At 29.6% G+C, this 23,399-nt stretch carries 16 protein-coding genes and 1 tRNA gene; 11 read left to right on the forward strand and 6 right to left on the reverse strand.

Translation table 11 applies throughout. The annotated features are described in order from the left end of the window. Window positions 1-14: 14 nt before the first annotated feature. A complete protein-coding gene (gene yjeM / locus ACWCL1_RS05700) occupies window positions 15-1,523 on the reverse strand; it encodes a glutamate/gamma-aminobutyrate family transporter YjeM (protein WP_454545944.1) in 1,509 nt (502 codons plus the stop codon). Window positions 1,524-1,730: 207 nt separating this feature from the next. Here yjeM and ACWCL1_RS05705 point away from each other — a divergent pair. The 5 genes from ACWCL1_RS05705 (at window position 1,731) to ACWCL1_RS05725 (ending at window position 6,974) form a co-directional block, all read left to right on the forward strand. Next, a tRNA-Arg gene (locus ACWCL1_RS05705) sits at window positions 1,731-1,804 on the forward strand. A 97-nt stretch (window positions 1,805-1,901) separates the two neighbouring features. Beyond that, entirely contained in the window at window positions 1,902-2,525 is a 624-nt protein-coding gene (locus tag ACWCL1_RS05710) for a TetR/AcrR family transcriptional regulator (RefSeq protein WP_454545945.1), read from the forward strand. Window positions 2,526-2,533: 8 nt separating this feature from the next. Next, window positions 2,534-4,276 (forward strand): ABC transporter ATP-binding protein, encoded by a 1,743-nt coding sequence (locus ACWCL1_RS05715; protein ID WP_454545946.1) that lies wholly within the window; start codon window positions 2,534-2,536, stop codon window positions 4,274-4,276. Further along, a complete protein-coding gene (locus tag ACWCL1_RS05720) occupies window positions 4,248-6,101 on the forward strand; it encodes an ABC transporter ATP-binding protein (protein WP_454545981.1) in 1,854 nt (617 codons plus the stop codon). The genes ACWCL1_RS05715 and ACWCL1_RS05720 overlap by 29 nt, the downstream gene beginning before the upstream one ends. A 12-nt stretch (window positions 6,102-6,113) precedes the next feature. Then, window positions 6,114-6,974: a hypothetical protein gene (locus ACWCL1_RS05725; RefSeq protein WP_454545947.1), complete on the forward strand. Its 861-nt coding sequence runs from the start codon at window positions 6,114-6,116 to the stop codon at window positions 6,972-6,974. 208 nt (window positions 6,975-7,182) lie between these two features. Here the strand turns inward: ACWCL1_RS05725 and ACWCL1_RS05730 are convergent, their stop codons facing one another. Beyond that, the gene (locus ACWCL1_RS05730; RefSeq protein ID WP_454545948.1) at window positions 7,183-8,418 is read right to left on the reverse strand and encodes an aminopeptidase; all 1,236 of its coding nucleotides are present in this window, start codon (window positions 8,416-8,418) and stop codon (window positions 7,183-7,185) included. Window positions 8,419-8,493: 75 nt separating this feature from the next. Between ACWCL1_RS05730 and wecB the strand changes: the two genes are divergently transcribed. Further along, complete coding sequence (gene wecB / locus ACWCL1_RS05735; protein WP_454545949.1) at window positions 8,494-9,639, forward strand: non-hydrolyzing UDP-N-acetylglucosamine 2-epimerase; 1,146 nt, start codon at window positions 8,494-8,496, stop codon at window positions 9,637-9,639. A gap of 91 nt (window positions 9,640-9,730) precedes the next feature. On the opposite strand, the gene ACWCL1_RS05740 is transcribed toward wecB, so the two are convergent. Continuing rightward, complete coding sequence (locus ACWCL1_RS05740; RefSeq protein ID WP_454545950.1) at window positions 9,731-11,854, reverse strand: peptidase domain-containing ABC transporter; 2,124 nt, start codon at window positions 11,852-11,854, stop codon at window positions 9,731-9,733. A 151-nt stretch (window positions 11,855-12,005) separates the two neighbouring features. On the opposite strand from ACWCL1_RS05740, the gene ACWCL1_RS05745 reads away from it, so the two are divergent. From ACWCL1_RS05745 to ACWCL1_RS05760, 4 genes are all read left to right on the forward strand, one after another. Further along, window positions 12,006-12,134 (forward strand): type A2 lanthipeptide, encoded by a 129-nt coding sequence (locus ACWCL1_RS05745; protein ID WP_454545951.1) that lies wholly within the window; start codon window positions 12,006-12,008, stop codon window positions 12,132-12,134. Window positions 12,135-12,206: 72 nt separating this feature from the next. Continuing rightward, on the forward strand, window positions 12,207-14,990 hold the full coding sequence (locus tag ACWCL1_RS05750; protein WP_454545952.1) for a type 2 lanthipeptide synthetase LanM family protein: 2,784 nt from the start codon (window positions 12,207-12,209) through the stop codon (window positions 14,988-14,990). Between the two features lie 10 nt (window positions 14,991-15,000). Further along, window positions 15,001-15,756 (forward strand): ABC transporter ATP-binding protein, encoded by a 756-nt coding sequence (locus tag ACWCL1_RS05755; RefSeq protein ID WP_454545953.1) that lies wholly within the window; start codon window positions 15,001-15,003, stop codon window positions 15,754-15,756. Beyond that, window positions 15,753-17,657 carry an FtsX-like permease family protein gene (locus ACWCL1_RS05760; protein WP_454545954.1) on the forward strand — a complete coding sequence of 635 codons (1,905 nt, stop codon included), beginning with the start codon at window positions 15,753-15,755 and terminating at the stop codon, window positions 17,655-17,657. Before ACWCL1_RS05755 ends, ACWCL1_RS05760 begins: the two co-directional genes overlap by 4 nt. A gap of 213 nt (window positions 17,658-17,870) precedes the next feature. Here the strand turns inward: ACWCL1_RS05760 and ACWCL1_RS05765 are convergent, their stop codons facing one another. From ACWCL1_RS05765 to ACWCL1_RS05775, 3 genes are all read right to left on the reverse strand, one after another. Next, entirely contained in the window at window positions 17,871-20,714 is a 2,844-nt protein-coding gene (locus ACWCL1_RS05765) for a YfhO family protein (protein ID WP_454545955.1), read from the reverse strand. 278 nt (window positions 20,715-20,992) lie between these two features. Beyond that, window positions 20,993-21,928 (reverse strand): glycosyltransferase family 2 protein, encoded by a 936-nt coding sequence (locus ACWCL1_RS05770; protein WP_454545956.1) that lies wholly within the window; start codon window positions 21,926-21,928, stop codon window positions 20,993-20,995. A 3-nt stretch (window positions 21,929-21,931) separates the two neighbouring features. Continuing rightward, the gene (locus tag ACWCL1_RS05775; protein ID WP_454545957.1) at window positions 21,932-22,390 is read right to left on the reverse strand and encodes a flavodoxin; all 459 of its coding nucleotides are present in this window, start codon (window positions 22,388-22,390) and stop codon (window positions 21,932-21,934) included. A 149-nt stretch (window positions 22,391-22,539) separates the two neighbouring features. Here ACWCL1_RS05775 and map point away from each other — a divergent pair, with 149 nt between their 5' ends. After that, window positions 22,540-23,334, forward strand: a complete 795-nt coding sequence (gene map, locus ACWCL1_RS05780; RefSeq protein ID WP_454545958.1) for a type I methionyl aminopeptidase — start codon at window positions 22,540-22,542, stop codon at window positions 23,332-23,334. Window positions 23,335-23,399: the final 65 nt, after the last annotated feature.

The following is a 23,399-nucleotide window of genomic DNA, read 5'->3' on the forward strand; positions in this document are numbered from 1 at the left end:
AGCTTTTTTATTACTTATTTATTTTTTAAACGTTTTGAACGTGTCTTATAAAGAATATAAGCAAATGTACCAAAACCTAATGGACCAGCGACTGTTGCGATTGCTGAAACCCAATCTTGATCGATGAATGGTTGGATAATTGTAAATCCATTAGCAATAACTAAAACAGCACATGTAATAAATACAATTGTAAGCATTACTGTACGGTTATGGAAAGCTTCAAATGGTCGATCCAAGTCAGTGCGTTTCTTAAAGAATGGAAAGGCACCAACTAAGAATAAGTATGGTAATGTTGAAGAAACATTGCTCATTGATGTTAACAAGTTAAATAAGAATTTTGAATCTTGGTGAATCAATGTTGAAGCAATCGCAACTCCAGCAATTAATACACAAACAATTGTTGTTTGAATCCATAAAGCCATTGAAGGCATTCCATTTTTATTTAATTTTGTAACTTTTTCTGGCCAAAGTTCTTTTGGTGAACCCAAAATAAATGATTTCAATGGTGAATAGATCAATACAAAGAATGATCCTAAGTATGCACAAAGCATTCCAAGAGCTGATAACCGTGAGAAGACTGTTCCCATTACCGCAGCACTTGAAGCTGACATGCCAAAGACTTTACCTAATTCAAGTCCTAAGTTTTGCATTAAAACATAAGTAATGTTAGCTAAGTTAACATCTGGATGGTTAACTACATGATTCCAGTTAATTGAAATTCCCCATAAGAAGATGTTCAATGCATAACCAATTCCAATTACAACTGTACTAATCATGATTGCTTTAGGGAATGTTTTTTCTGGTTTATCTAATGAGTCAGTTACACCACCCATTGATTCCAAACCACCATATGCAAAGATTGCATAGATCATGAAGCTGATCATGGCGATTGGATTTTGAAATTCAGGGTTAACTGAAGTAGCAAAATTTGAAATGTTGTGAATTGGTTGTGCTAATTGGAAGTTATTTTTGAATAAAATAACGACACTTGAAAGAATTAACACAACGTTTAATAACATGACAGCTAAACCACCAACTGATGAAATTTTAGCAATTGTATCAATCCCATGGTTTACAAGCCATGTAATTACAAGTACGCCAATGATTGAAACTAATGCAACTGTCAATGTTGAATTTAAACCAAATAAGTGCCAATTACCAGTTGTATCATGACCAAAGATGATTGTTGAAACTGTAACACAGATTTTTTGTGAAATCATTACTTGCCAAATTACCCAAGCTGAAAGCCAGATAAATGTAGCAATAAATGACCATTTTTCACTAATTGATGCATCTAGCCATGAATAAATTCCACCTTTGCTTTCTTTCAAAGCTGATCCGTATTCGGCATACATCATACTACTTGGAAGGAAGTATAAGAATGCGCCTAAAATGTACCATAAAATGGCACCGTATCCCATTTGCATAAAGGCTACAGGAGTGTTAGCAAAACCGAAGATCGTTGTAAAGATCATTAACACTAACGCACCTGTTGCGATTTTTTTAGTATTTTTTTCGCCCATTTAGTTTCTCCTTTGTCATAAAGTTGATAACGAAAAATCGTACATTTATTTATTATACACGGTTTATGACAAAAAATGTAACATAAATTAAGATTCTAAGAGAATATTTAAAAATAAAAAAGAAAAGATTCATTCTTTAAGCAGAGTTTTTAACCTAAAAACAATCTTGATTCAAACTCAAAAATTAATTATACTTAAGTATACAAGGCGCTTGTAGCTCAGTAGGATAGAGCAACCGCCTCCTAAGCGGTAGGTCATCGGTTCAATTCCGATCAAGCGCATTTTTTGATGTCAAGGTTGACATCAATTTTTTTTAGCGTTAATATGACAAGGTGTCATATGACAGATTGTCATAAATTTTACGAAAGGATGAATTAAATGCCAACAAGTACGTTTTTTAATTTGCCAGAAGAAAAACGCCGGCGATTAATTGCTGCAGGATTTGAAGAGTTTTCAGAATTTACAATTGATAAAGCTTCAATTAGTAGCATTATTCGGGCTGCTAAAATTCCACGCGGTAGTTTTTATCAGTATTTTGATGGCAAAGAAGATCTTCATAGTTACATTTTGAATTTATATTCAAAAAGATGGGGTGAAAGATGGGTTGAGTTGTTGAAACAACATCATGGTGATATTTTTTCAACTTTACCGGAATTTTTTGCAATTTTTTTAGATGAAATGACAGATTCTAAAAAAGCTCGTTTTTGGCATAATACAATGATGTCATTTCAAAATGAAAAGACGCAAAAAAGAATTCGCAAACATTCAGCTAAAAGAACAAATGAATATTTTAATGCACAAATGATTGATAGTAGTTTATTGCGAATAAAACTTACTCCAGAAAATGAAAATCTTTTATTACATCACATCATTTCGATGTTAATGCAATCAACACACTATTATTTTTATATTAAACAAACTACAAATAAAGATCCACGCCAAGAGGCTATTAATCATTTTAATAAGATTTTAGATTGGATTGAATATGGAATTAGAGAATAGGTGAAAAGATGACGAAAATTGTAAAGAATCGAATCCCGTTAAATCAGGTGATTTGGGCAGTTATTTTTATGGCAATTCAAGTTATTACTTCATTATACTTACCGACTTTAACTTCAAACATTGTTAATAACGGAATTGCACTTGGTGATATTCATTATATTTGGGTTGTTGGCGGACAAATGTTAGGTTGCTCCTTGATTAGTATGATTGCTGCAGGAGTTAATGTTTATTTTTCGGCAAAAAGTTCGCAAAAATTAGGGCAAAATTTACGTAGCGATGTATATCGTAAAGTAATTAATTATTCTCACGATGAAATGGAACAAATTGGAACTTCTTCATTAGTTACCCGAACAACTAATGATATTATTCAAGTTCAAAACGTGATTTTAATGTTTTTGAGAATGATGTTAATGGCACCATGTATGTTAATTGGAGCAAGTTTTTTAGCATATCGTAAAAGTCCAACTTTAACATTAATTTTCGTAGTTGTATTGCCCGTGATTGCGATTATCATGGGAATCGTGATTTATTTTGCCAATCCGCTATTTAGAGCAATGCAAAAGAAACTTGATAAAGTTAACTTAGTATTCCGTGAAGGATTGACAGGAGTACGTGTTATTCGAGCATTTAGACGTGATGACTTTGAGCAAGAACGTTTTGATAAAGTCAATAAAGATTATATGAAAAACGCGATCAAAGTTTATAACATTACCAGTTTAATGTTGCCTTTAATGACTTTGATTATGAGTATGACTAATGTCGTGATTACATACTGGGGAAGTCATTTAATTGCTTTTCAAACAATTGAAGTTGGTAATATGATTGCTTTCATTACCTATGCTTCACAAATTTTGATGAGTTTTATGATGTTTTCAATGGTTTTTGTATTTGTGCCACGTGCACAAGCATCAGCTAAACGATTAAATGAAGTTTTAGATGCTCAAACTACCATTACAGACCCTCAAAATCCAGTTAGTTTAAGCGATAAAGAATCTTCATTAGAATTTGATCACGTTGATTTTCACTATGTAGATTCAAAGAAAAATTCTCTTGAAGGGGTTAACTTTAAGATGCATGCAGGCCAAACAGTTGCTGTAATTGGAGGAACTGGTTCAGGAAAATCAACTCTAGTTAATTTGATTCCACGTTTTTATGATGCAACTAAAGGGAGTGTCAAAATTAACGATGTAAATGTTAAGCAAGCCACTTTACATGATGTGCGTGAACATGTTGCATTTGTTCCTCAAAAAGCTAATTTATTTACTGGAACTTTACGTGAAAACATGCAATACGGAAATGAAAATGCGACGGATGAACAAATCTGGCATGCATTGAAAATTGCCCAAGCAGATGATTTTGTTAAAGATTTAGATGGTCAATTAGATGCACATGTTGAGCAAGGTGGTTCTAATTTTTCTGGAGGACAACGGCAACGATTAGCAATTGCACGTGCCCTTGTAAAAAAAGCCTCCGTTTATGTATTTGATGATTCATTTTCTGCATTGGATTTCAAAACCGATGCAAACTTGCGAATGGCATTAAAGAATGATGAAGAAATTCAAAAGCATGTGGTTGTAATTGTGGGGCAAAGAGTGTCTACGGTTGCTGATGCGGATTTAATCATCGTTCTTGATAAAGGTAAAATGATTGGTTGTGGCACTCATAAAGAATTAATACAAACCAATGCTGTTTACCAATCAATTGTAAAATCACAAATTCGTGATGATAAGGCGGGTGAAGAAAATGCCTAGGAATGGACGGACAATTGAAAAACCACGTAATTTTTGGAAAACAACGTGGCGACTTTTAAAATATATGAAAAATCGAATTATAGCGATCATTTTCGTATTGATTTTGGCAATCACAGCGCAAATTTTACAAATTAATACACCTAAAATTTTAGGAAAAGCAACAACTGCTATTTTTGAAGGGGTAATGAAGGGAACCACAATGCAAAAAGCGGGGATTACAATGGATCATTGGCCAATTGACTTTGAAAAAATTGGGCACATTCTATTGACAGTAACCTTAATGTACGTAGTTTCAGCAGTTTTAACATTTATTCAACGCGTTACCATGAATAACATGGCACAAAATACAGTTTATAAAATGCGCAAGCAAATGAAGTATAAAATGAAAACTGTGCCAGTAAGCTACTATGATACCCACTCAAATGGGGATTTAATTAGTCGTGAAATTAATGATATGGATAACATTGCTTCAACATTGCAACAAAACTTAACTCAGTTAGTCATTTCAATTGTTCAAATTGTAGGGACATTGTGGCTAATGTTGACAATTAGTTGGAAATTAACGTTGATTGTTTTAATGACAGTTCCTTTAAGCATGATTGGAATTGCTATTTTTGCTCCTCAATCACAAAAGAACTTTGGAGCTCAACAAAAGCATTTAGGTTTATTAAATAACTATGTTGAAGAAAATTATGCTGGTCAGAATGTAATTAAAAGTTTTAACTATGAACAAAAAACAATTGATGAATTTGAAAGGGAAAACGAAAAACTATATCAAGCATCTTGGAAAGCTCAGTTTGCTTCAGGAATTATGATGCCCCTAATGGCATTCATTAGTAACTTGAGTTATGTTTGTGTGGCAATTGTCGGTGGTTTGCAAGTTACTCATGGTCAAATTTCACTAGGAAATGTGCAAGCAATGCTTCAATATACAACTAGTTTTTCTCAACCAATTTCACAATTAGCTAACTTGGCAAACTCAATTCAATTAACGGTTGCTTCAGCTGAACGTGTTTTTGAAGTTTTAGATGAAAAGGATATGACAAATGATCCATCTGGATTACCAGTTGAAAAACAACCAAAAGGATTAATTGAATTTGAACATGTTAAATTTGGTTATGATGATTCACCAATTTTAATGGAAGATTATAATTTAACAGTGCAAAAAGGTGAAATGACTGCAATCGTTGGACCAACGGGAGCAGGAAAAACGACTATTATTAACTTGCTAGAAAGATTTTATGATATTAAAGGTGGCTCAATTCGATTAAATGGGAAAGACACTCGTGATATGAGTCGCGAAAAGATGCGTTCATACTTTGCAATGGTGTTACAAGATACGTGGTTATTCTCGGGAACAATTTGGGACAACTTAAAATATGGGAATGAAAATGCTACAGATGATGAAATTTTAGCTGCAGCTAAGGCAGCTCATGTTGATGACTTTGTTGATCAATTACCTGATGGTTATCAAACTTTGCTTGATGAATCAGCATCAAATATCTCTCAAGGACAACGCCAATTATTAACAATTGCACGGGCATTTGTCGCTGATCCTGAAATTTTAATTTTAGATGAAGCCACATCAAGTGTTGATACTCGAACAGAATTACAAATTCAACATGCAATGGAACGGTTACTTGAAGGCAGAACAAGTTTCGTGGTAGCTCATCGGCTTTCAACCATTCAAGATGCTGATAACATTATTGTCATGAATCATGGTTCAATTGTTGAAACGGGAACTCATGAAAGTTTACTTAAAGAAAATGGGTTCTATGCTGATTTATATAATTCACAATTTGAAGGCAATGTTTCATTAGATTAGGAGGTGAGTTAAATGACTAAGAAATGGATTTCATCGATTTTATGTGCAAGTATTGTATTAGTTTTAAGTGGATGTGGTAATCCCGAAATAACAACTACTAAAAAAAGTTATTCAGCATATGGCATGGTAGCAATTGTTAAAGGAAGTGCAGATTATCAAGATCATTTAACTTATCAAATTGATAATGGGAAAAAGCATTCTGTAAAAGTAAGTAATAAAACCTTTGTTATATCAGTTCCGTTGAGTACTAAGCAACAAACAGTTACACTAAAAGCAAATAAAGGAAAAGAAACTGTAACGAAGAAAGTAACAGTCAAAAAAGCGGATGCACTTGGAAAGTATTCTGATATTTCAAAGAAATACAATCAAGTTATTGTGATGAGTCATTTATCTAATGATGAAATCAAAACGTTGAAATTAGCAGAGCAAATCAAAAATAATCCAACGGAAATGATGAAAAATGCAACTCAATTGCAAAAAGCTCAGCAAGTTCAACAAAAAATGGCACAATTACAAACGACAACTAAAAAGCAACAGTTGCCAACCAACACAAGTGGAATCAAAAATCTAATTAAAGATAATGTATTCACTTTGCGTGCTAATGTTCAAAATGGTCAAATGGTTGGTGCTACAATGATTATTCCAACTAAGACTTTTAAAAATAAAAATCAAATGAAAACATTTGGAACGTCATTTATGGCACTAAGTCAAGCAGTTGGTGCTGATGGACAACAAGTTATGAAGGACTTTGAAAAGGAAACCAAGAGTCAAAATAAAACTCAAACTACTTCAAAGACAATCAAGAGTAATGGTGTTAAATATTCAATTGGCTTTTCTAAAACAGAGCTATATATCTATATTTCAAAGGAATAAAGCTAGATGTGAATTAGCTTAAAGTAAAAAGAGGCTGTGACGTAAGTCCAGCCTCTATTTCTACTATATCCATATAATCGTGCTCCAAAACAAATGGGCATGCCTGTAAGTTCAAAAACCTCCGAATCTTCACTGCGTGATTCGTTTGGATTTTTCCTTACAGTATGCCCGTTTCTAGTGTTTTGTCACAACTTCTTCTGTTATGTACTTATGCCCAATCACCATTACGAAAGACCGGAACAATTGTACCATCTTTTTTAATGCCATCAATATTCATATCCGCTGAACCAATCATGAAATCAACATGGGTTTGACTAAAGTTTAAGCCTTTAGTTTTTAATTCTGCTTCACTCATTTTTGTGCCACCTTTAATATTGAAAGGATATGCTGCTCCTAATGCAAGGTGATCACTGGCATTTTCATCAAATAAAGTATTATAAAAAGTGATTTTTGATTGAGAAATTGGAGAAGGATCAGGAACAAGGGAAACTTCGCCAAGTGATTTAGCACCTTCATCAATTTGAAGGAGATGTTCTAAAACTTCTTGTCCTTTTTTAGCAGTTACATTTGTGACTTTACCATCTTTAAATGTAAATTTCATATCTTCAATAATTGTTCCTGCATAACTAAGCGGTTTAGTTGAAGTTACATAACCATCAATACGCCGACAATCAGGAGCTGTGAAACATTCTTCGGTTGGCATGTTAGCCATAAATTTAGTTCCTAAAGCATTTACACTGCTGCCACCTTCCCAAACATGATTTTCAGGTAATCCAATTGTTAAATCAGTACGAGGAGAAGTGTAATGTAATGCACTGAATTGTTCTTCATTTAACCAGTCTTCTTTTGCATGGAGTTTTTTGTCATGTTCATCCCAAGCTTTGATCGGATCATCTTGATCAATCCGCGTAGTTTTAAAAATTTCTTCCCATAAACGATCAACTGCAGCTTGTCCTTTTAAATTAGGAAAGACTTTTTCTGCCCATTTAGTACCAGCAGCACCTACAACAGTCCAACTTAAATCATTATTTTGAGTTGCCTTGCGTACAGGCATCAATGCTTTACCATTTGCACTTTGATAAGTTGCAACTCGTTTTTGATCAATGCCAGCGAATGCACCTGGATCTTCAGACATTACTGAGATGCGGCAACACCGTTTTTCAGCAATATATTTTGCTTCTTCTTTCATAAAATCAGGAATTGTTTCTAAGTTTTCAGTTGAAGCATACTTAAAAAATTGTTGTTGTGTAAAAGTATCGCTCCATTTCACCATTACTTTTCCAGCACCAGCTTGATATGCTTCTTCAACGATTAAATGCGCTAATTTTTGTTGAGAAACGTTAATGTATAAAACTACGATTTGATCTTTTTGAACATTAATCCCAGTTTTAACGATTAATTTAGCGTAATTTCTTAATTTTTTATCGAAATTTTGAATTGTCATACAAAAACCTCCTTATTTATATTAATATAATAATATCATATAAAATATTTTTTACATGGTTGAGGAGAAAATAAAATGGGAAAGAAATTAAAGATTATGACGGTTTTTGGGACCCGTCCAGAAGCAATTAAAATGGCCCCATTAGTTTTGGAATTAAAAAAACATCCAGAACAAATTGAAGCAATTACAACAGTTACCGCACAACATCGGCAAATGTTAGATCAGGTTTTAGATATTTTTAAAATTACTCCAGATTATGATTTAAACATTATGCATAAAGGACAAACTTTAACAGATATTACTACAGCGGTTTTAGAACAATTGCGAGATGTTTTGCAAAAAGAAAAGCCAGATATGATTTTAACTCATGGAGATACAACAACTACATTTGCGGCAAGTTTGGCTGCTTTTTATGAAAAAATTGCAGTTGGACATGTAGAAGCAGGGCTAAGAACATGGAATAAGTATTCTCCATATCCAGAAGAAATGAATCGCCAAATGACAGATGCATTGGCAGATTTATACTTTGCTCCAACTGAACAAAGTAAGCAAAATCTTTTAAAAGAAAATCATCCAGAAAATGAAATCTTTGTAACAGGAAATACTGCAATTGATGCATTAAAAGAAACTGTTCATGATGATTACCATCATGATGTGTTAGATTTAATTGAACCTAATCACAAAGTAATCTTACTAACAATGCATCGGCGTGAAAATCAAGGTGAACCAATGCGACGCGTATTTGAAACAATTCGTAAAGTCGTAGACAATGAACCTGATGTTGAAGTGATTTATCCCGTTCATTTAAGTCCTGCAGTCCAAGAAGTTGCTCATGAAGTTTTAGCAGGAAATTCACGGATTCATTTAATCAAGCCATTAGATGTAGTTGATTTCCATAATTTAGCTGCTAAAAGTGACTTTATTATGACTGATTCTGGTGGAGTTCAAGAAGAAGCTCCTGCATTAGGCAAGCCAGTATTAGTTTTACGTGATACTACTGAACGTCCAGAAGGAATTAAAGCAGGTACATTGAAGTTGGTAGGAACTGACCCTGAAAATGTTGAAAAATGGATGGAAAAATTATTGCATGATGAAAAAGTTTATAATGAAATGAGTCATGCTAAAAATCCATATGGCGATGGTGAGGCCTCAAGAAGAATCGTTGAAGCAATTCAATATTATTTTAAACAAACTGATCATAAACCAGAAGATTTTAAGTAAACAAAAATTAAGAATAAAATAGCGAAAATCAAATTAAGAAATGATTTTCGCTATTTTTATCTTTATGTTTACTTTTTAGGACTATGCTTGGCTATTTATTACTAAATTTTTGATATAGTGATCTGTATTTAGGACTGATTTTAAGTAAATCATCATGGGGTCCTCGTGCAACTATATGACCTTTATCCATAAATATAATTTTATTTGCATCTTTAATAGTATTTAATCTATGTGTAATAAAAATTCTAGTACAATTTAGTTTAGAAATATTTATCATTATTTGATTTTCTGTTTTAGCGTCTAAAGCAGAGGTAGCCTCATCTAAAAGAATTATTTTAGGATTACTATATAAGGCTCTTGCAATAGAAATCCTTTGCAATTGTCCTCCGGATAATACATTATCATCCTTAGAAATAACTGTTTCAAATTTCATAGGAAGTTTTTGTATATCATCCCAAATACATGCTATTTTGCAAACTTTTTCGAGTTGTTTATCATCTACTTTTTGCCACATTGTAATATTGTTCAAGATAGAATCTGTGCAAAAAGTAGATTTTTGTGTAACTATACTACATTTTTTTCTAAAAGATGATTTGTTTATTTTTTTTAAATCTTTTCCATTAATTAGAATTTTTCCTTGATTAGTTGGAAGTTGTCCTAGTACTACTAATCCTAGAGTAGATTTTCCACTGCCTGTTTTTCCTGTAATTCCAATAAATTCTCCATCATTAATGTTTAAATTAATATCATTTAAAACGTCATTCTTAGTGTTGAAATCATATTTAAATGAAACATTCTTAATTTCTATATTTAAATGAGAATTTTCTGATACTTTTATTCCCATATCTAGCATCTCAGATTTATTTTTTTGTATTTCATTCATTCTTTCAAAATATTTATTTGAATACAATATATCATCAATTGAGTCAATTAATTGTGAAAGTGGAGAAATTACTGATGAAGATAACATAAAAATTGCAAAAATAGATCCAATTGTTAATTGATGATGTAACGTAATAAATGTAGCAAAAATTGTGGCTATTATTGGCGTCAAGTAGTTAATTGTAGCATTTATTGAAGAAAAATAATTTGAAAAATTTCCAGCTTTTATCATACTCTTTGAATAAGTTTGCTGCGACATACTCCATTTATTAAAAGCAACTCGTTCTAAATTGCTAAATTTTATATAAGGCATTAAATTTATCATATCCATAAATTTAGAAAGTGAATTAGACTGTTCTAGTATTTCTTTACCTAACAAATATTGTTTTTGATGCACTCCAATCAAGGATACAATTATTTGGATAGTTCCCATAAATAGTAAGAAAAAACCAATAAATCTAGATTGAGTAAATACATATATCAATGCTAACATTATTGTTCCTATGCTTAGCCAGATATTAATTAATTTTTGCGAGAGCAAGTTTCTGACAACTACACTACCATTATATCTATGAACTAAATCAGCTGAGTCTGTTAATGAAAAAAAGTTATATGGTAATGAAAATAATTTTTTAACAAATTGTTCAGATAAACTATTATTAAAATTTGTTTGTAATTTTACAGTTAATTTTCCTTTTAAGTAAAAAGAGATTCCATAAGTTAATATTAGAAAAACAGCTAGATAAATTACTTTGGCTAAATTTAAATTTGAATTAATAAAGTCATTAATAACGAACTTAAATAGAATAGGTATAGCTACAGATAGTAATTGAACAATTATAGCTAAAAATAATATTTTACATATTAAAGATACTTTATTTCTTATTACTGAAAAATATTCCTTAAGTACTGATATTATTCGGTTATTAGTAGTATAATCAACGTTTTTAACAATTGATTTGGATATTATTTTTAAAATTATAAAAGGACTGGTCATTTGCGAAATTTCTTTTTTGTAAATCCCATGTGCAGGATCATAAATAATAGCTTTATTATGTTTAGTTATTTTTTTAACGCATACATAATGATTATTATTTATAAATAATATGTATGGGGTAGGAATATCTGAAAGTTTTTTTATTTTATATCCTTTTGCTTCTAGTCCGATTTGATGAAATATTTTCTTCATATCCATAAATGACAGTCCATTTCGACCAATAGAAAATTTTTCACGGAGAGAAGTAATAGATACATTAATTTTAAAATCTGAGCATATCATTGCTAAGCAACACAAGCCACACTCTGATAAAGAATTTTGTTCAATATATTTCATAAATCCATTTCCTTCTTTCTTTTTCATTTTATTAATTATTAATTTTACATATAAAAAAATATATAGTTAGAACTTGAAATTATTTATATTTAATTATATTATATAAATATGGTTAGTACTAATCAACTAAATTTATAAGAAGGTGAAAGTAATGAAAAATAATAATTTCGTTGAGGAATTAACTGATACAGAATTAGAACAAATTTCAGGTGCTAAAGGCATGGGATGGATTCGAACTGTAACAGATGATTGTCCAAATTCAGTATTAGTTTGCTGCTAATAATTGAAATACAAGAAGAAGTTGTACTTTATTACAACTTCTTTTTTAGTAATTAGCGAAAGGAGATAAGTAATGACAAAATTAGTATTTAAAAAATTAGATGTTAAATTGTTAGCTCGATTAATATCAGTTGATGATAGAAAGAAATATGATGTTTTTTTTAAAAATTTAGGTAGCGAATCTATTGTTTTTTCAGAATATTTAATGGGGTATTTACTTTTTTATATAGACAAACATTTAATGAAAACTTTTATTACTGATATTAATATTAAAAGAGTTAATAATGAGTTTAAGTCACAAGATAAAAAAGAGCAATATAATGAATTTATTGACAGTGAAGAATATATAAAGAATTTAAAAAAAAACAATGTTCTTTTGTTTGATAATTTAAAAATATCTATTAATCAAATTATTGAGTCTTATATATTATTTATAAGAAGATTTAATCGAGATAAATTAATTTTAGAAAATAAGTTTAATGTTAAATTTCCAATTAAAAATTTAGAAATAGGTTTGGGAGATTCACATAATAAACATAGCAATGTTATTAAATTAACATTTAGTAATAATAAAAAAATTATATATAAGCCACGTAATTCTTTTGGAGATTTAGGCATATCACATGTAGTTGAATGGTTAAGAAAATATAAGGTATCTTCTTTTTACATACCTAAAATGGAAATTTACAATGATTACTGCTGGAATGAGGAAATTAGTTATATAAAAACAAGTAAAAACAAACTAAAAAATGTTTATTTTCAGTTAGGTACTTTAGCTGCAATAGCCTATATGTTTAAAATATCCGATTTACATATGGAAAATATTATTGTATCAAATGGTAATGTTTACTTAGTAGATTGCGAAACTATATTTCAAGATAATTTTTACTCAACTAATGAAAATGCAACTGAGTGCATTTATTCTAAGTTGCGAAATTCTGTACTAATGACATGTCTTTTTCCAGCTCATTTATCAGGTAATGAAAATGATTTATCAGGGATATGTGGAAAAGGAGGACAAGTTTTTAAGCACAGATTGTCAAAGATAGTGAATATAAATTCTAGTGATATAAAATTAGTTAAAACAGATTATATTAACGAGAATAAAAAAAATTTACCTAAAGGTGTAGAAATTGATCCAAGAGATTACCTTACTGACATAATTAGAGGTTTTCAAAAGACGATAAAAACAATTTTGAGTAATAAAAGAGCATTTATCAATGCAGATTTTTGGAATTATTTTTCAAGAGGAAAATATAGAATAATATTTAAGAATACTAGCACATATAGCGTAATTTTGAGTACTAGTAGTAATCCTTATTATTTTAGAAATAGAAAAAATTTACATGATTTATTAAATTTATTAAAAAGCAATGATAATAATACAATGATAAATAAAAAAATTTTTGATTCAGAAATTCAAGATTTATGTAGTGGAAATATACCTTTTTTTTATAAAAATGGTAAGGGAGAGAAAGTTTTTAATTCGAATGGACAAAGGATACTGTTTTCTTCTGACTTCAAAAGTATAGATTTTTATAAAGAAAAAATGCTAAATATTGATAAAGAGGAGATAAATTTCCAAATTGAACTTATAAAAATATCGATGGCTAAACCTGTAAAAAATTGGAATTTAGGGAAAAGAGAATTTTATGATGATAGCAAATTATTACAAATCAATATTGATAATGAAAAAATTATAACTGAGGCTAATAGAATTTTAGATATTGTTATAAAGAATAGTGTTCAAAGAAAAAAATTTGTTAATTGGTATAATATCTCAATAGATTCGAATAGTACATGGGTAATAAGTCCTTGTAATTATTATTTATATAATGGATTAACAGGAATTTTACTAGTATTTGCTTTAGCATATAAAATAACAGGAAAGTCAAAATATAAACAAATTTTTGACAAGGGATTAAATGAATTGACAGTATTTGAAAGAAAAAATACTGATAATAATATTTCAGTTTTTAATGGTATAGGTTCAATTTTATATTTTTATTTTTATTTGTACTTATTAACGAATGAGAATAATTATTTACTGAAAACAAAATACTATATAAAATTAATAAGTGAAAATTTAACTGAGAATAATAAGTTAGATTTACTTGACGGAATATCAGGTGTTCTTATAGTTTTATGTAATATAAAAAAAAGAGAAAGTGCATTGGTACCCATAATACTAATAAAAAAGTGCACCAATATAATTTTAGAAAAATGGAATTCAAGAGAATGTTGGTATTCTGATATTATAATGAATCAACATTTAAATGGAATGGCACATGGTTTAAGTGGGATAACATATGCGCTATGTTTAGCTAATGTATATTTAAAAGATAATAACATCGATAACAAAATAATGAATGCTATAAATTTAGAAAATCAATCTATTGTTGATAATAATTGGATTGATTTGAGAAATAAAAAAAATAGGAAAAAGAAAGGATTTCCAGATCCAATTCATTGGTGTCATGGTGCTTCAGGAATAGGATTAAATAGAATTATTTTAAATAATATTTTAAATAAAAATATACTCAACGATAATATTAAGATGGCTAAAGAAAAAAGTTTGACAGATGGTTTTGGAGGAAGTGATTGTTTATGTCATGGTAATTTAGGCAATATTGATTTATTTTTAACGGATTTTGCTATAAATGAGAATAAATCAAGTCTAAAAATTGCTCAAAAAATTGTAACAAATTTATGCAATAGTACAAATAATTGGATTTGTGGTATTCCACAATATACACATGTTGATAATCTTATGACTGGAATGACTGGAATAGTGTACGAACTGTTTCGTACCGTATATCCCAAAGAGATACCTTCAATATTATTATTAGATTTTTAAGGAGAATACTATGAGTAATGAAATACTGATTAAATTAGATAGCGTTTATAAAAAATATAATCAAGAATATATTATAAAAAATTTGTCTCTACAACTTCCAGCTAAAAAGTTTATAGCTATTATGGGGGCTTCAGGATCAGGAAAGACAACATTATTAAATATGATTTCTACTTTAGATAAACCTTCTAAAGGAAATATTTATGTAAATGGGATAAATATATGTAATTTGACAAATAATCAATCTGCTGAATTCAGAAAAAAACAGATTGGATTTATATTTCAAAATTACAAATTGTTAAAAAGTTTAACAATTAGGGAAAATATTGCAATTTCATTATCATTATTAAAAATAAGTCCTCAAGAAATTAATCGAAAAATCGAGCAATTAGCACATGATTTTGGAATAAGTGAGCAATTAGATAAATATCCTTATGAACTTTCTGGAGGACAACAACAACGTGCTGCGATTATTCGAGCGATAATAAAGTTTCCACAATTAATTATTGCAGATGAACCTACTGGAGCACTTGATTCTCAGTCTGCTAAAAACATAATGGAATATTTAAGAATAATTAATAAAAGTTATGATACTTCTATTTTGATGGTTACTCATGATAGCTTTGCAGCTAGTTATGCAGACGAAGTTATCTTTATTAAAGATGGCCAAATTAAACAAAGAGTGTTAAAAAAAGATACAAACAATAGTTTTCAAAAGGTGTTAGCAGAAACACTTGTAAAAATTGAGAGAGGAGGAACTTTATTTTGAACTTGTGGAATGTGGGTATTAGAAATTTAAAAAAAAATTTCAAATTATATAAAAATTATTTTTTATCAGTGTTATTAATGTTAACTCTATTTAATACTGTAGAATTATTTGCTTCGGATAAGATAGTAGTTGATAGTTTAGCAGGGTCATCTCGAATGAAATCAATGTCATCAGTAATATTAACATTGTTTATGCTATTTACTATATTTTATATTATCTATTTTAATAAATTTTTTTTAAAACAAAGATCTAATGAGCTTGGTATATATTCAATGCTTGGGCTATCTAAGGACGAAATATGCAAAATTTTAAATAGTGAAAATATATATTCATTTTTAGGAGCATATATTTTAAGCATTTTCACTAGTACAATATTATATTTACTAATAAAATTATGTTTAATTAAAGGACTTTCTTTAAATATTTCATGGAATTTAAATAGTGAACTAAAACCTTATATTAGTACATTTATACTAATGCTTATATTATTGATTATTATTATGATAAATAATTATTTTTTAATTAATAAAATGTCAATTATAGAATTATCAGAATATAATCAACATAGTGAAGCTATGGTGAAAATTAGTACAGTAAAATCAGTTATAGGTGTACTTTTTTTACTAATTGGATATGGGCTAGTGTTAAATTTATCTAAAGAAGATAACTCTATTTGGAATAAGATAGGGTATTCGCCAATGATGTTGTTAACAGCATTTTTAATTATAGTAGGTACTATTTATACTATAAAAAATAGTATAATTTTTGTTATCAAATATTGTATAAATAATCCTAGGATAATCTTTAATGAAAAAAATAATATTTTTTTGCCGCAAGCATTATTTAAATTAAGAACAAAGTCAAATTTATTGAGTGTCATTTCCTTGTTAATTGCTGCTATAGTTGGAATATCTTCTGCTTTATTTTTAAGTCTGTCATATCAAAAATATTCTTTGATACAAACGGTTCCTTCAGCAATTGAAATTAATAAAAAATTGACTGCTAAAGATATTAGTGAATTAAAAACTATTGCCAAAAAGAATAATGGAAGACAAATAACAGTAAGTGTAAAAAAAGTAAAATTAATGAAGGGTGTTCAATTATCTAATGATGTAGAAACTACTAATTGTCAATTAATGAAGTTATCAGAATATAATAAATTATCCAAAAGTCAAATGAAAAATTTTAAGAATATAGAATTAGGTAAAAATCAAGGAGTATTATATACTGTATATTCTTTAAAAAGTAAGCAAGATACTATCTTAAATAATGGAGAAAAACTATATTTAACATTCACAAATTATTCTCCAATTCAAGTTCATGGTAGAATAGCAACTATTGTTATTTCTGATAAGTTATTTAATAAAATTGATGGAAATACTTCAAAAATTTATACGATAAATGGTAAAAATTTAAGAGATAGCCGTCAATTATATTTTGATGTAAAAGGAATGCATGTTCCTTTTACGAGTTCATATTATGTAAAAAAAGAAGTTACAAAATATAATAGTCCAGCTTTCTTGATGATAGGATTTATAGCGGTTTTATTATTTATTAGCATTAGTTGTGTAATGTATTTTACGACATTAACTGAAAGTTTAGATATGACAGAAGAATTTAGAATACTAGATTTAGTTGGATACTCAAAAAATACTCTTAAAAGTATTGCTATGAAAAATAATCTTCTATTATTTATGCCACCATTAATTTTGGGAATACTAAATGGAATAGTAATTTTTTTAGGATATAGATATGTTTTGTTATCAAGTACTGCAATTAAAATGCTAGGTAATATTAGTATAATTGCGTTGCCAATAACATTAACTGTATTAATTTTTAGTGTTATATATGGAATTATTTATTGGTTTTCCTGGAAAAAGGTGAAAAAAATTCTATTTTGAAATGATATAGTAAAATTAGTTAATTTGATAAAGCTTAATAAATTTAATGTATTTATTGAAAAATTAGTGACAAAATAAAAGGCGATTAAGCGATTATCGATGCTGTTTAAAAAATACAAATAAAAAAAGCAATTTCACTATGAAGAAATTGCTTTTTTTGATTAAATTTTACTAAAATACAATTGTTAATTAAAGAATCCGTTCAATATCTTTTTATCTAAATTTATGAATTAAAAATGGAATAAGCCAACTCAAACAAGATAAAAGTAAACCAACTAATGTAATGATTGTTCCTATTTTTAATCCCGGAGTTTCGTATACAAATTTAACATGACTAATTCCTTTATCAACCTTAACGCCTAAAAAGGCTGTATTGGTGCGTAAAACTTTTTGTTGCCGTCCATTTACAAAAACTTTCCAACCTGATGAATATGGAATAGATGAGGTTAACACTCCGTTTTGAGGTGCATTAATTTTACCACTTAATTGGTTATTTCCATATTTAACATCTTGCAGTTGATGTTGTTGAATTTGTTTTACTTGATCTTGATACTTTGAATTAAGTGGGGTAGCAGTAACCTTAAGCTTAAATGAGTAAGTTCCTAAGTTTGCCAACTTTAATTGAATCTCACTAGGAGCTTTTTGATAGTAGCCAAGATTCATAATGCCATTTTTAACGACTTTATAAAAAGATAAAATATATGGTTTAGGCTGTTTAAGCGTTTCGGTTCCATAAGGAGTTGTAGTACTAATTGTAAATCCAGTGTTTGGAGTTCCATTAATGATATTACTCCGGAAATATTTATAAAAATTAAGTTGTGAATCTTGATTTAAAATTCCCTTATTCGAATCATAATCAGCATTAACAGCTTGTAATTTAGTTTGCTGCATTAAAGTTAATGGAGTATAACTAATATTTTCAAGTTCTAAGTGAATTTCAGCATCCCTTAAAGCTTCTTTTTGTTTTGGCGTTAGTTTATCAGTATCAATAACAAGTTGATAAGTTTCATCTTTGGTAAGTTGTTCAATATGTTGAGGATCAATTTGATTTCCTCTACTTGAAACTAACTTAAATGGAATCTCGATCACTTGATTGGTTACGCTAGCTTTTTTTAAATTAGTTTTAGCATTATTAACAACTACTCCGCTTGCTAATGCTCGTTCTTTTTGAGATGCTGACATCTTTTGATATTGCTTTAAACTAAATTGGTGATTTTGCCAATACATCAGTGGAAAAGCATTTTCAGATTTATATCGAATAATCTCTTCACCGTTACTAATATTTTGAACACTTGCAGCTTCTGGAATAAAGGAAGCTGGAATTTTTTGTGCATTTTTTTGATGACTTTGTACAAATAAGTACTTAACTCCTAAAAAGTTTTCCAAAATACTGCGATCATTAAATTGTTGAATTGGATAATTAGCTTCATATTGACTATTTTGTAAGTCTAAAGCAAATTGTCCTACATATTTATTTTGAAGCGAATAATAAGAAGTAATCGCGTTAACTTTAGGATCTAAGTTATTGTACATTTTAAAGTTATTTCCAAAAACTTCATTATTACTAATAGTGGAAATCCGATAGGTACCATCATTAGTTAAATTGTTTGTTAAATCTCCATATGCTGAAGTGTTCAGTTTCTTAAAAGAACCAAGAGGAAGCATTTCTTCAGCATATCCGCCATTATAAGGAGCTTCAAAATAAACAGCATTTAAGATGACATTAAGTAAAGTTACTATCAATATTAATGTGGCAGATTTTACAAAATGATAGTGATAAATCAGTAATAAACAAATTAAAAATACAAGTAAGAAGATTACAGGAACAAACATTTTTTCATTGTTTTGGAAGAAGTAATCAATACTAATGTATGCTAAGTAAATGCCACACCAAATCACAAATAATTTGATAATTTTAACAGATAAATTATTGATATTTTCAACTAAAATACTACAACTTAGTGCAATTGGTAATGCAAGCATTAATGTCCACCGATTAGAAGGAGCCATAAAACCATTAAAGAAGGCAGCACATGCAGGAATTAAAAGCATGATTCCACTGAGTATTAAAGTTGAACCAATTATTTTATACTGTTTAAAATGCTTAAGAATATAAATAATTGCGAAAAATGCAATACTTGCAAATCCTAAAGCACTCCAAAAGTAAAAATCGCGGTTTCCACCATTAATCAATTGACCTGGAAGATTCAAATAGTAATACAAAGGATATACTTTAAGGCCATTGGTGAAATCACTTCCAGCTCGAGTTGAATTTTTTACGGCAATAATTTCTGGAAGTAAAAGAATCGCACTATTTAAAATACTTAAAATGGTTACCCATGCTAATTTGGCAAATAATTTAACGTAGTTGCGATGAACATGACGACTCCAAAACAAGCGTAAAACCAAGTAAATAAAAGTTCCAATTCCAAGAATATATGCAAAGTAAAAATTATTTAAAAGCATCCAAGTAAAGGTCCACATTAACGGCCATATGGATTTTCCTTGAATGACTCGCTCTAAATTAACAATTAAAAATGGAAAAATAATGAACGGTAAAGTGAAAAAAGGCTGTGCAATGTTTGAATACAATAAAAATGCATTGAAAACATAAACAAGCGAACCAGTTAAAATAGATGTAGTTTTTAGATTAAAATATTTAGCACACCAACAAAAGGCTAATCCAGCACAATATAAACGCAAAATAATCATTAGTTGATATGCGATTATCATTTTACTTGCTGGAAATAGCAAGGCAATGTAGGTAAAAATGTCTCCTAGTAAATAATAAGAATAGATTTGAAAGGCATCATTACCTAATCCAAGATGAGATGACCACATTGGTAAATTGCTAAAGGAGGGATGATGAATAAACTTAGTGACATCCTCTTTAAAATCTATTAATAATGGTAAATGTTGATTAGCAGCATCAATATACCAAATTAAAGAATGTCCGGTAATAAAATATGTACCATACACAAAGAAGGCCACTAGAATAAATAGACCTGTATATTTTAAATATAAGTTAGCATTTCTTTTTTTTAATGAAAAATCCACAAAAAGACCTCCTTAGTTTTCACTATTATTTTACCGTAAAAAATGAAATAACGAAAACTAAAGAAGGAATCAAGTATTTTAAAAAAGTTAAAATTGACATAAAAACGGTTTATATAGCCGTTTAAGTATCAACTGGACTAGAAAATGAATCTTAGAGCCAATGTATAAAAGATAAGAGTTTTCCTTTGTATTACTAGTTATTTGTTGCTTATTAATTTTGTAAATAATGTGTTTAAGGAATAAAAAACTTGTATGTAGTCTTACATACAAGTTTTTTATTATTTTTTCTCTTTCAAAATATAAATTGGACGACGTTTAACTTCCATGAAAATTTTTCCGATATACTTACCGACAATTCCTAAGCAAAGTAATTGGATTCCTCCGATAAATAAGAAGATGCAAACCATTGAAGCCCATCCGAATACGGAAGAATCTCCATATAATAGTTTACGAATAATTACAAAAAGAATTCCAATTACTGAACCTACTGATGAAAGCACCCCAACGTATGCAGCAATATTTAAAGGAGTTTGTGAAAATGAAACAATGCCATCAATTGAATATTTTAGTAAACTCCAAAAGTTCCAACTAGTATTACCAGCAACCCGTTCTTGGTTAGTGTATTCAAGATACTTTGTTCTAAAACCTACCCAACTGAAAATTCCCTTTGAAAAACGATTATACTCACTCATTGAAAGGATTGCATTAACCATTTGGCGGGTCATTAAACGATAATCACGTGCACCATCAACAATTTCAGTGTCAGAAATCTTATTGATTAATTTGTAGAACATGTGAGCAAAAAATGAACGAATTGGTGGTTCACCTTTGCGATTAATCCGGCGTGTTCCTACGCAGTCATATTCACCAGATTCTAGATAACCAAGCATTTTAGGTAATAGTTCAGGTGGATCTTGTAAATCCACATCCATTACAGCAACGTAATCCCCAGTTGCTTGTTGTAATCCGCAATATAATCCAGCTTCTTTACCAAAGTTTCTTGAAAAAGCAGCATAATGAACATGTTGTGGATCTTTCTTTTCTAATTTTCTTAATACTTGTAAAGTATTGTCCTTTGAGCCATCATCAATGAACCAGTATTCCAATTCAATATTTTTAAGTTGAGGTGCAATTTTTTGAACTGCATCATAAAATAATGGAATTGCTTCTTCTTCACAATAGCAAGGAACAATAATTGAAAGTTTTTTAGTCATTATTTAGTGTTGCCCCTCTAATTTTACAATTAATTTATTTGTAAATTCATCCAATGTAGCTAAATCTTCTGTAGTATCAGGTGATAAATTGATCTTTACATCTGGAGCCCCTTGGATTGCACCGGCTTCTTTTAGTACACGACTAAATTCATCAACAGCAGTACAGTAATATTCTCCGTAAAATGTATCGCCAGATCCAGCAACACCATAAATTTTACCAGTTAAGTCAGTTTCTTGAAGATCATCAAAGAAATCCATTCCTTCATCAGGTAAGTTCCCTTCATCGTAGGTATAGGGACATACAATACATAAATCAGCATCTTCAAAGTCACTTACATCAGCTTGAGAAATTTCATCCACTTGGACATCTAATCCAGCTTCTTCAAGATTTTCTGCAATAATATCAGCGATATCTTCATTGTTGCCAGTAATAGTTGCGAAAACAATTTCAGCTTTAGCCAATTTAATCGCGCTCCTTTCTAAATGACATTTTATTTTATTATATCAAATTTTTATGTAAAACAGTACGGATCTTAAAATGAATTTACCAAATATCAATAATTTGAGTTATAATTAAAAATAACTATGTAGTTAGAAATGGAGGATGATTAATGATCACATTAAAGTCGCCGCGTGAAATTAAAGAAATGGCAGTTTCTGGAGCAATTCTAGCTGGAATGCATATTGGCTTACGTGACATTATTAAGCCAGGGGTTTCAAGTTGGGAAGTTGAAAAATTTGCTCAAAAATATTTTAAAGAACATGATGCAATTCCAGAACAAGTTGGGTTTGAAGGATACAAATATGCCACTTGTGTAAGTATAAACGATGAAATTTGCCATGCTTTTCCGCGTAAGAATTTGATTTTTAAAGAAGGCGATTTAGTTAAAGTTGACACTGTTGTTAATTATCATGGTGCAATGAGCGATTCTTGTTGGAGTTATGTAGTTGGCAAACCCACTCCAGAAGTTGAACGTTTAATGGAAGTGACGAAAAAAGCACTTTACTTAGGAATCGACCAAGCACAAGTAGGTAATCGCTTAGGTGACATTGGTTATGCCATTCAACATTATACAGAAGATGAAAATGATTATGGTGATGTTCGAGAATTTGTTGGTCATGGAATTGGGCCAACAATGCATGAATCACCTAATGTACCTCATTATGGAGAAAAAGGTAAAGGAATTCGGTTGCGTGAAGGGATGACTTTAACAATCGAACCAATGATTAACACCGGAACTTGGCAAGCAGTTATGGATGATCCTAATGGATGGACAGCACGTACTGCTGATGGAGGATTATCATGTCAATATGAACATACAATTGTAATTACAAAAAATGGTCCTAAAATTTTAACTTCTCAAGATCCATCAATGGATGAAAAATATTTATATAAATTTAAATAAAGTAATAGTTTGATTATTTTAAGTATTATGTTGGTTCTTCTAAATCGCACAATGAGTGTGGTTTG

This window comes from Ligilactobacillus sp. LYQ135, assembly GCF_053711055.1.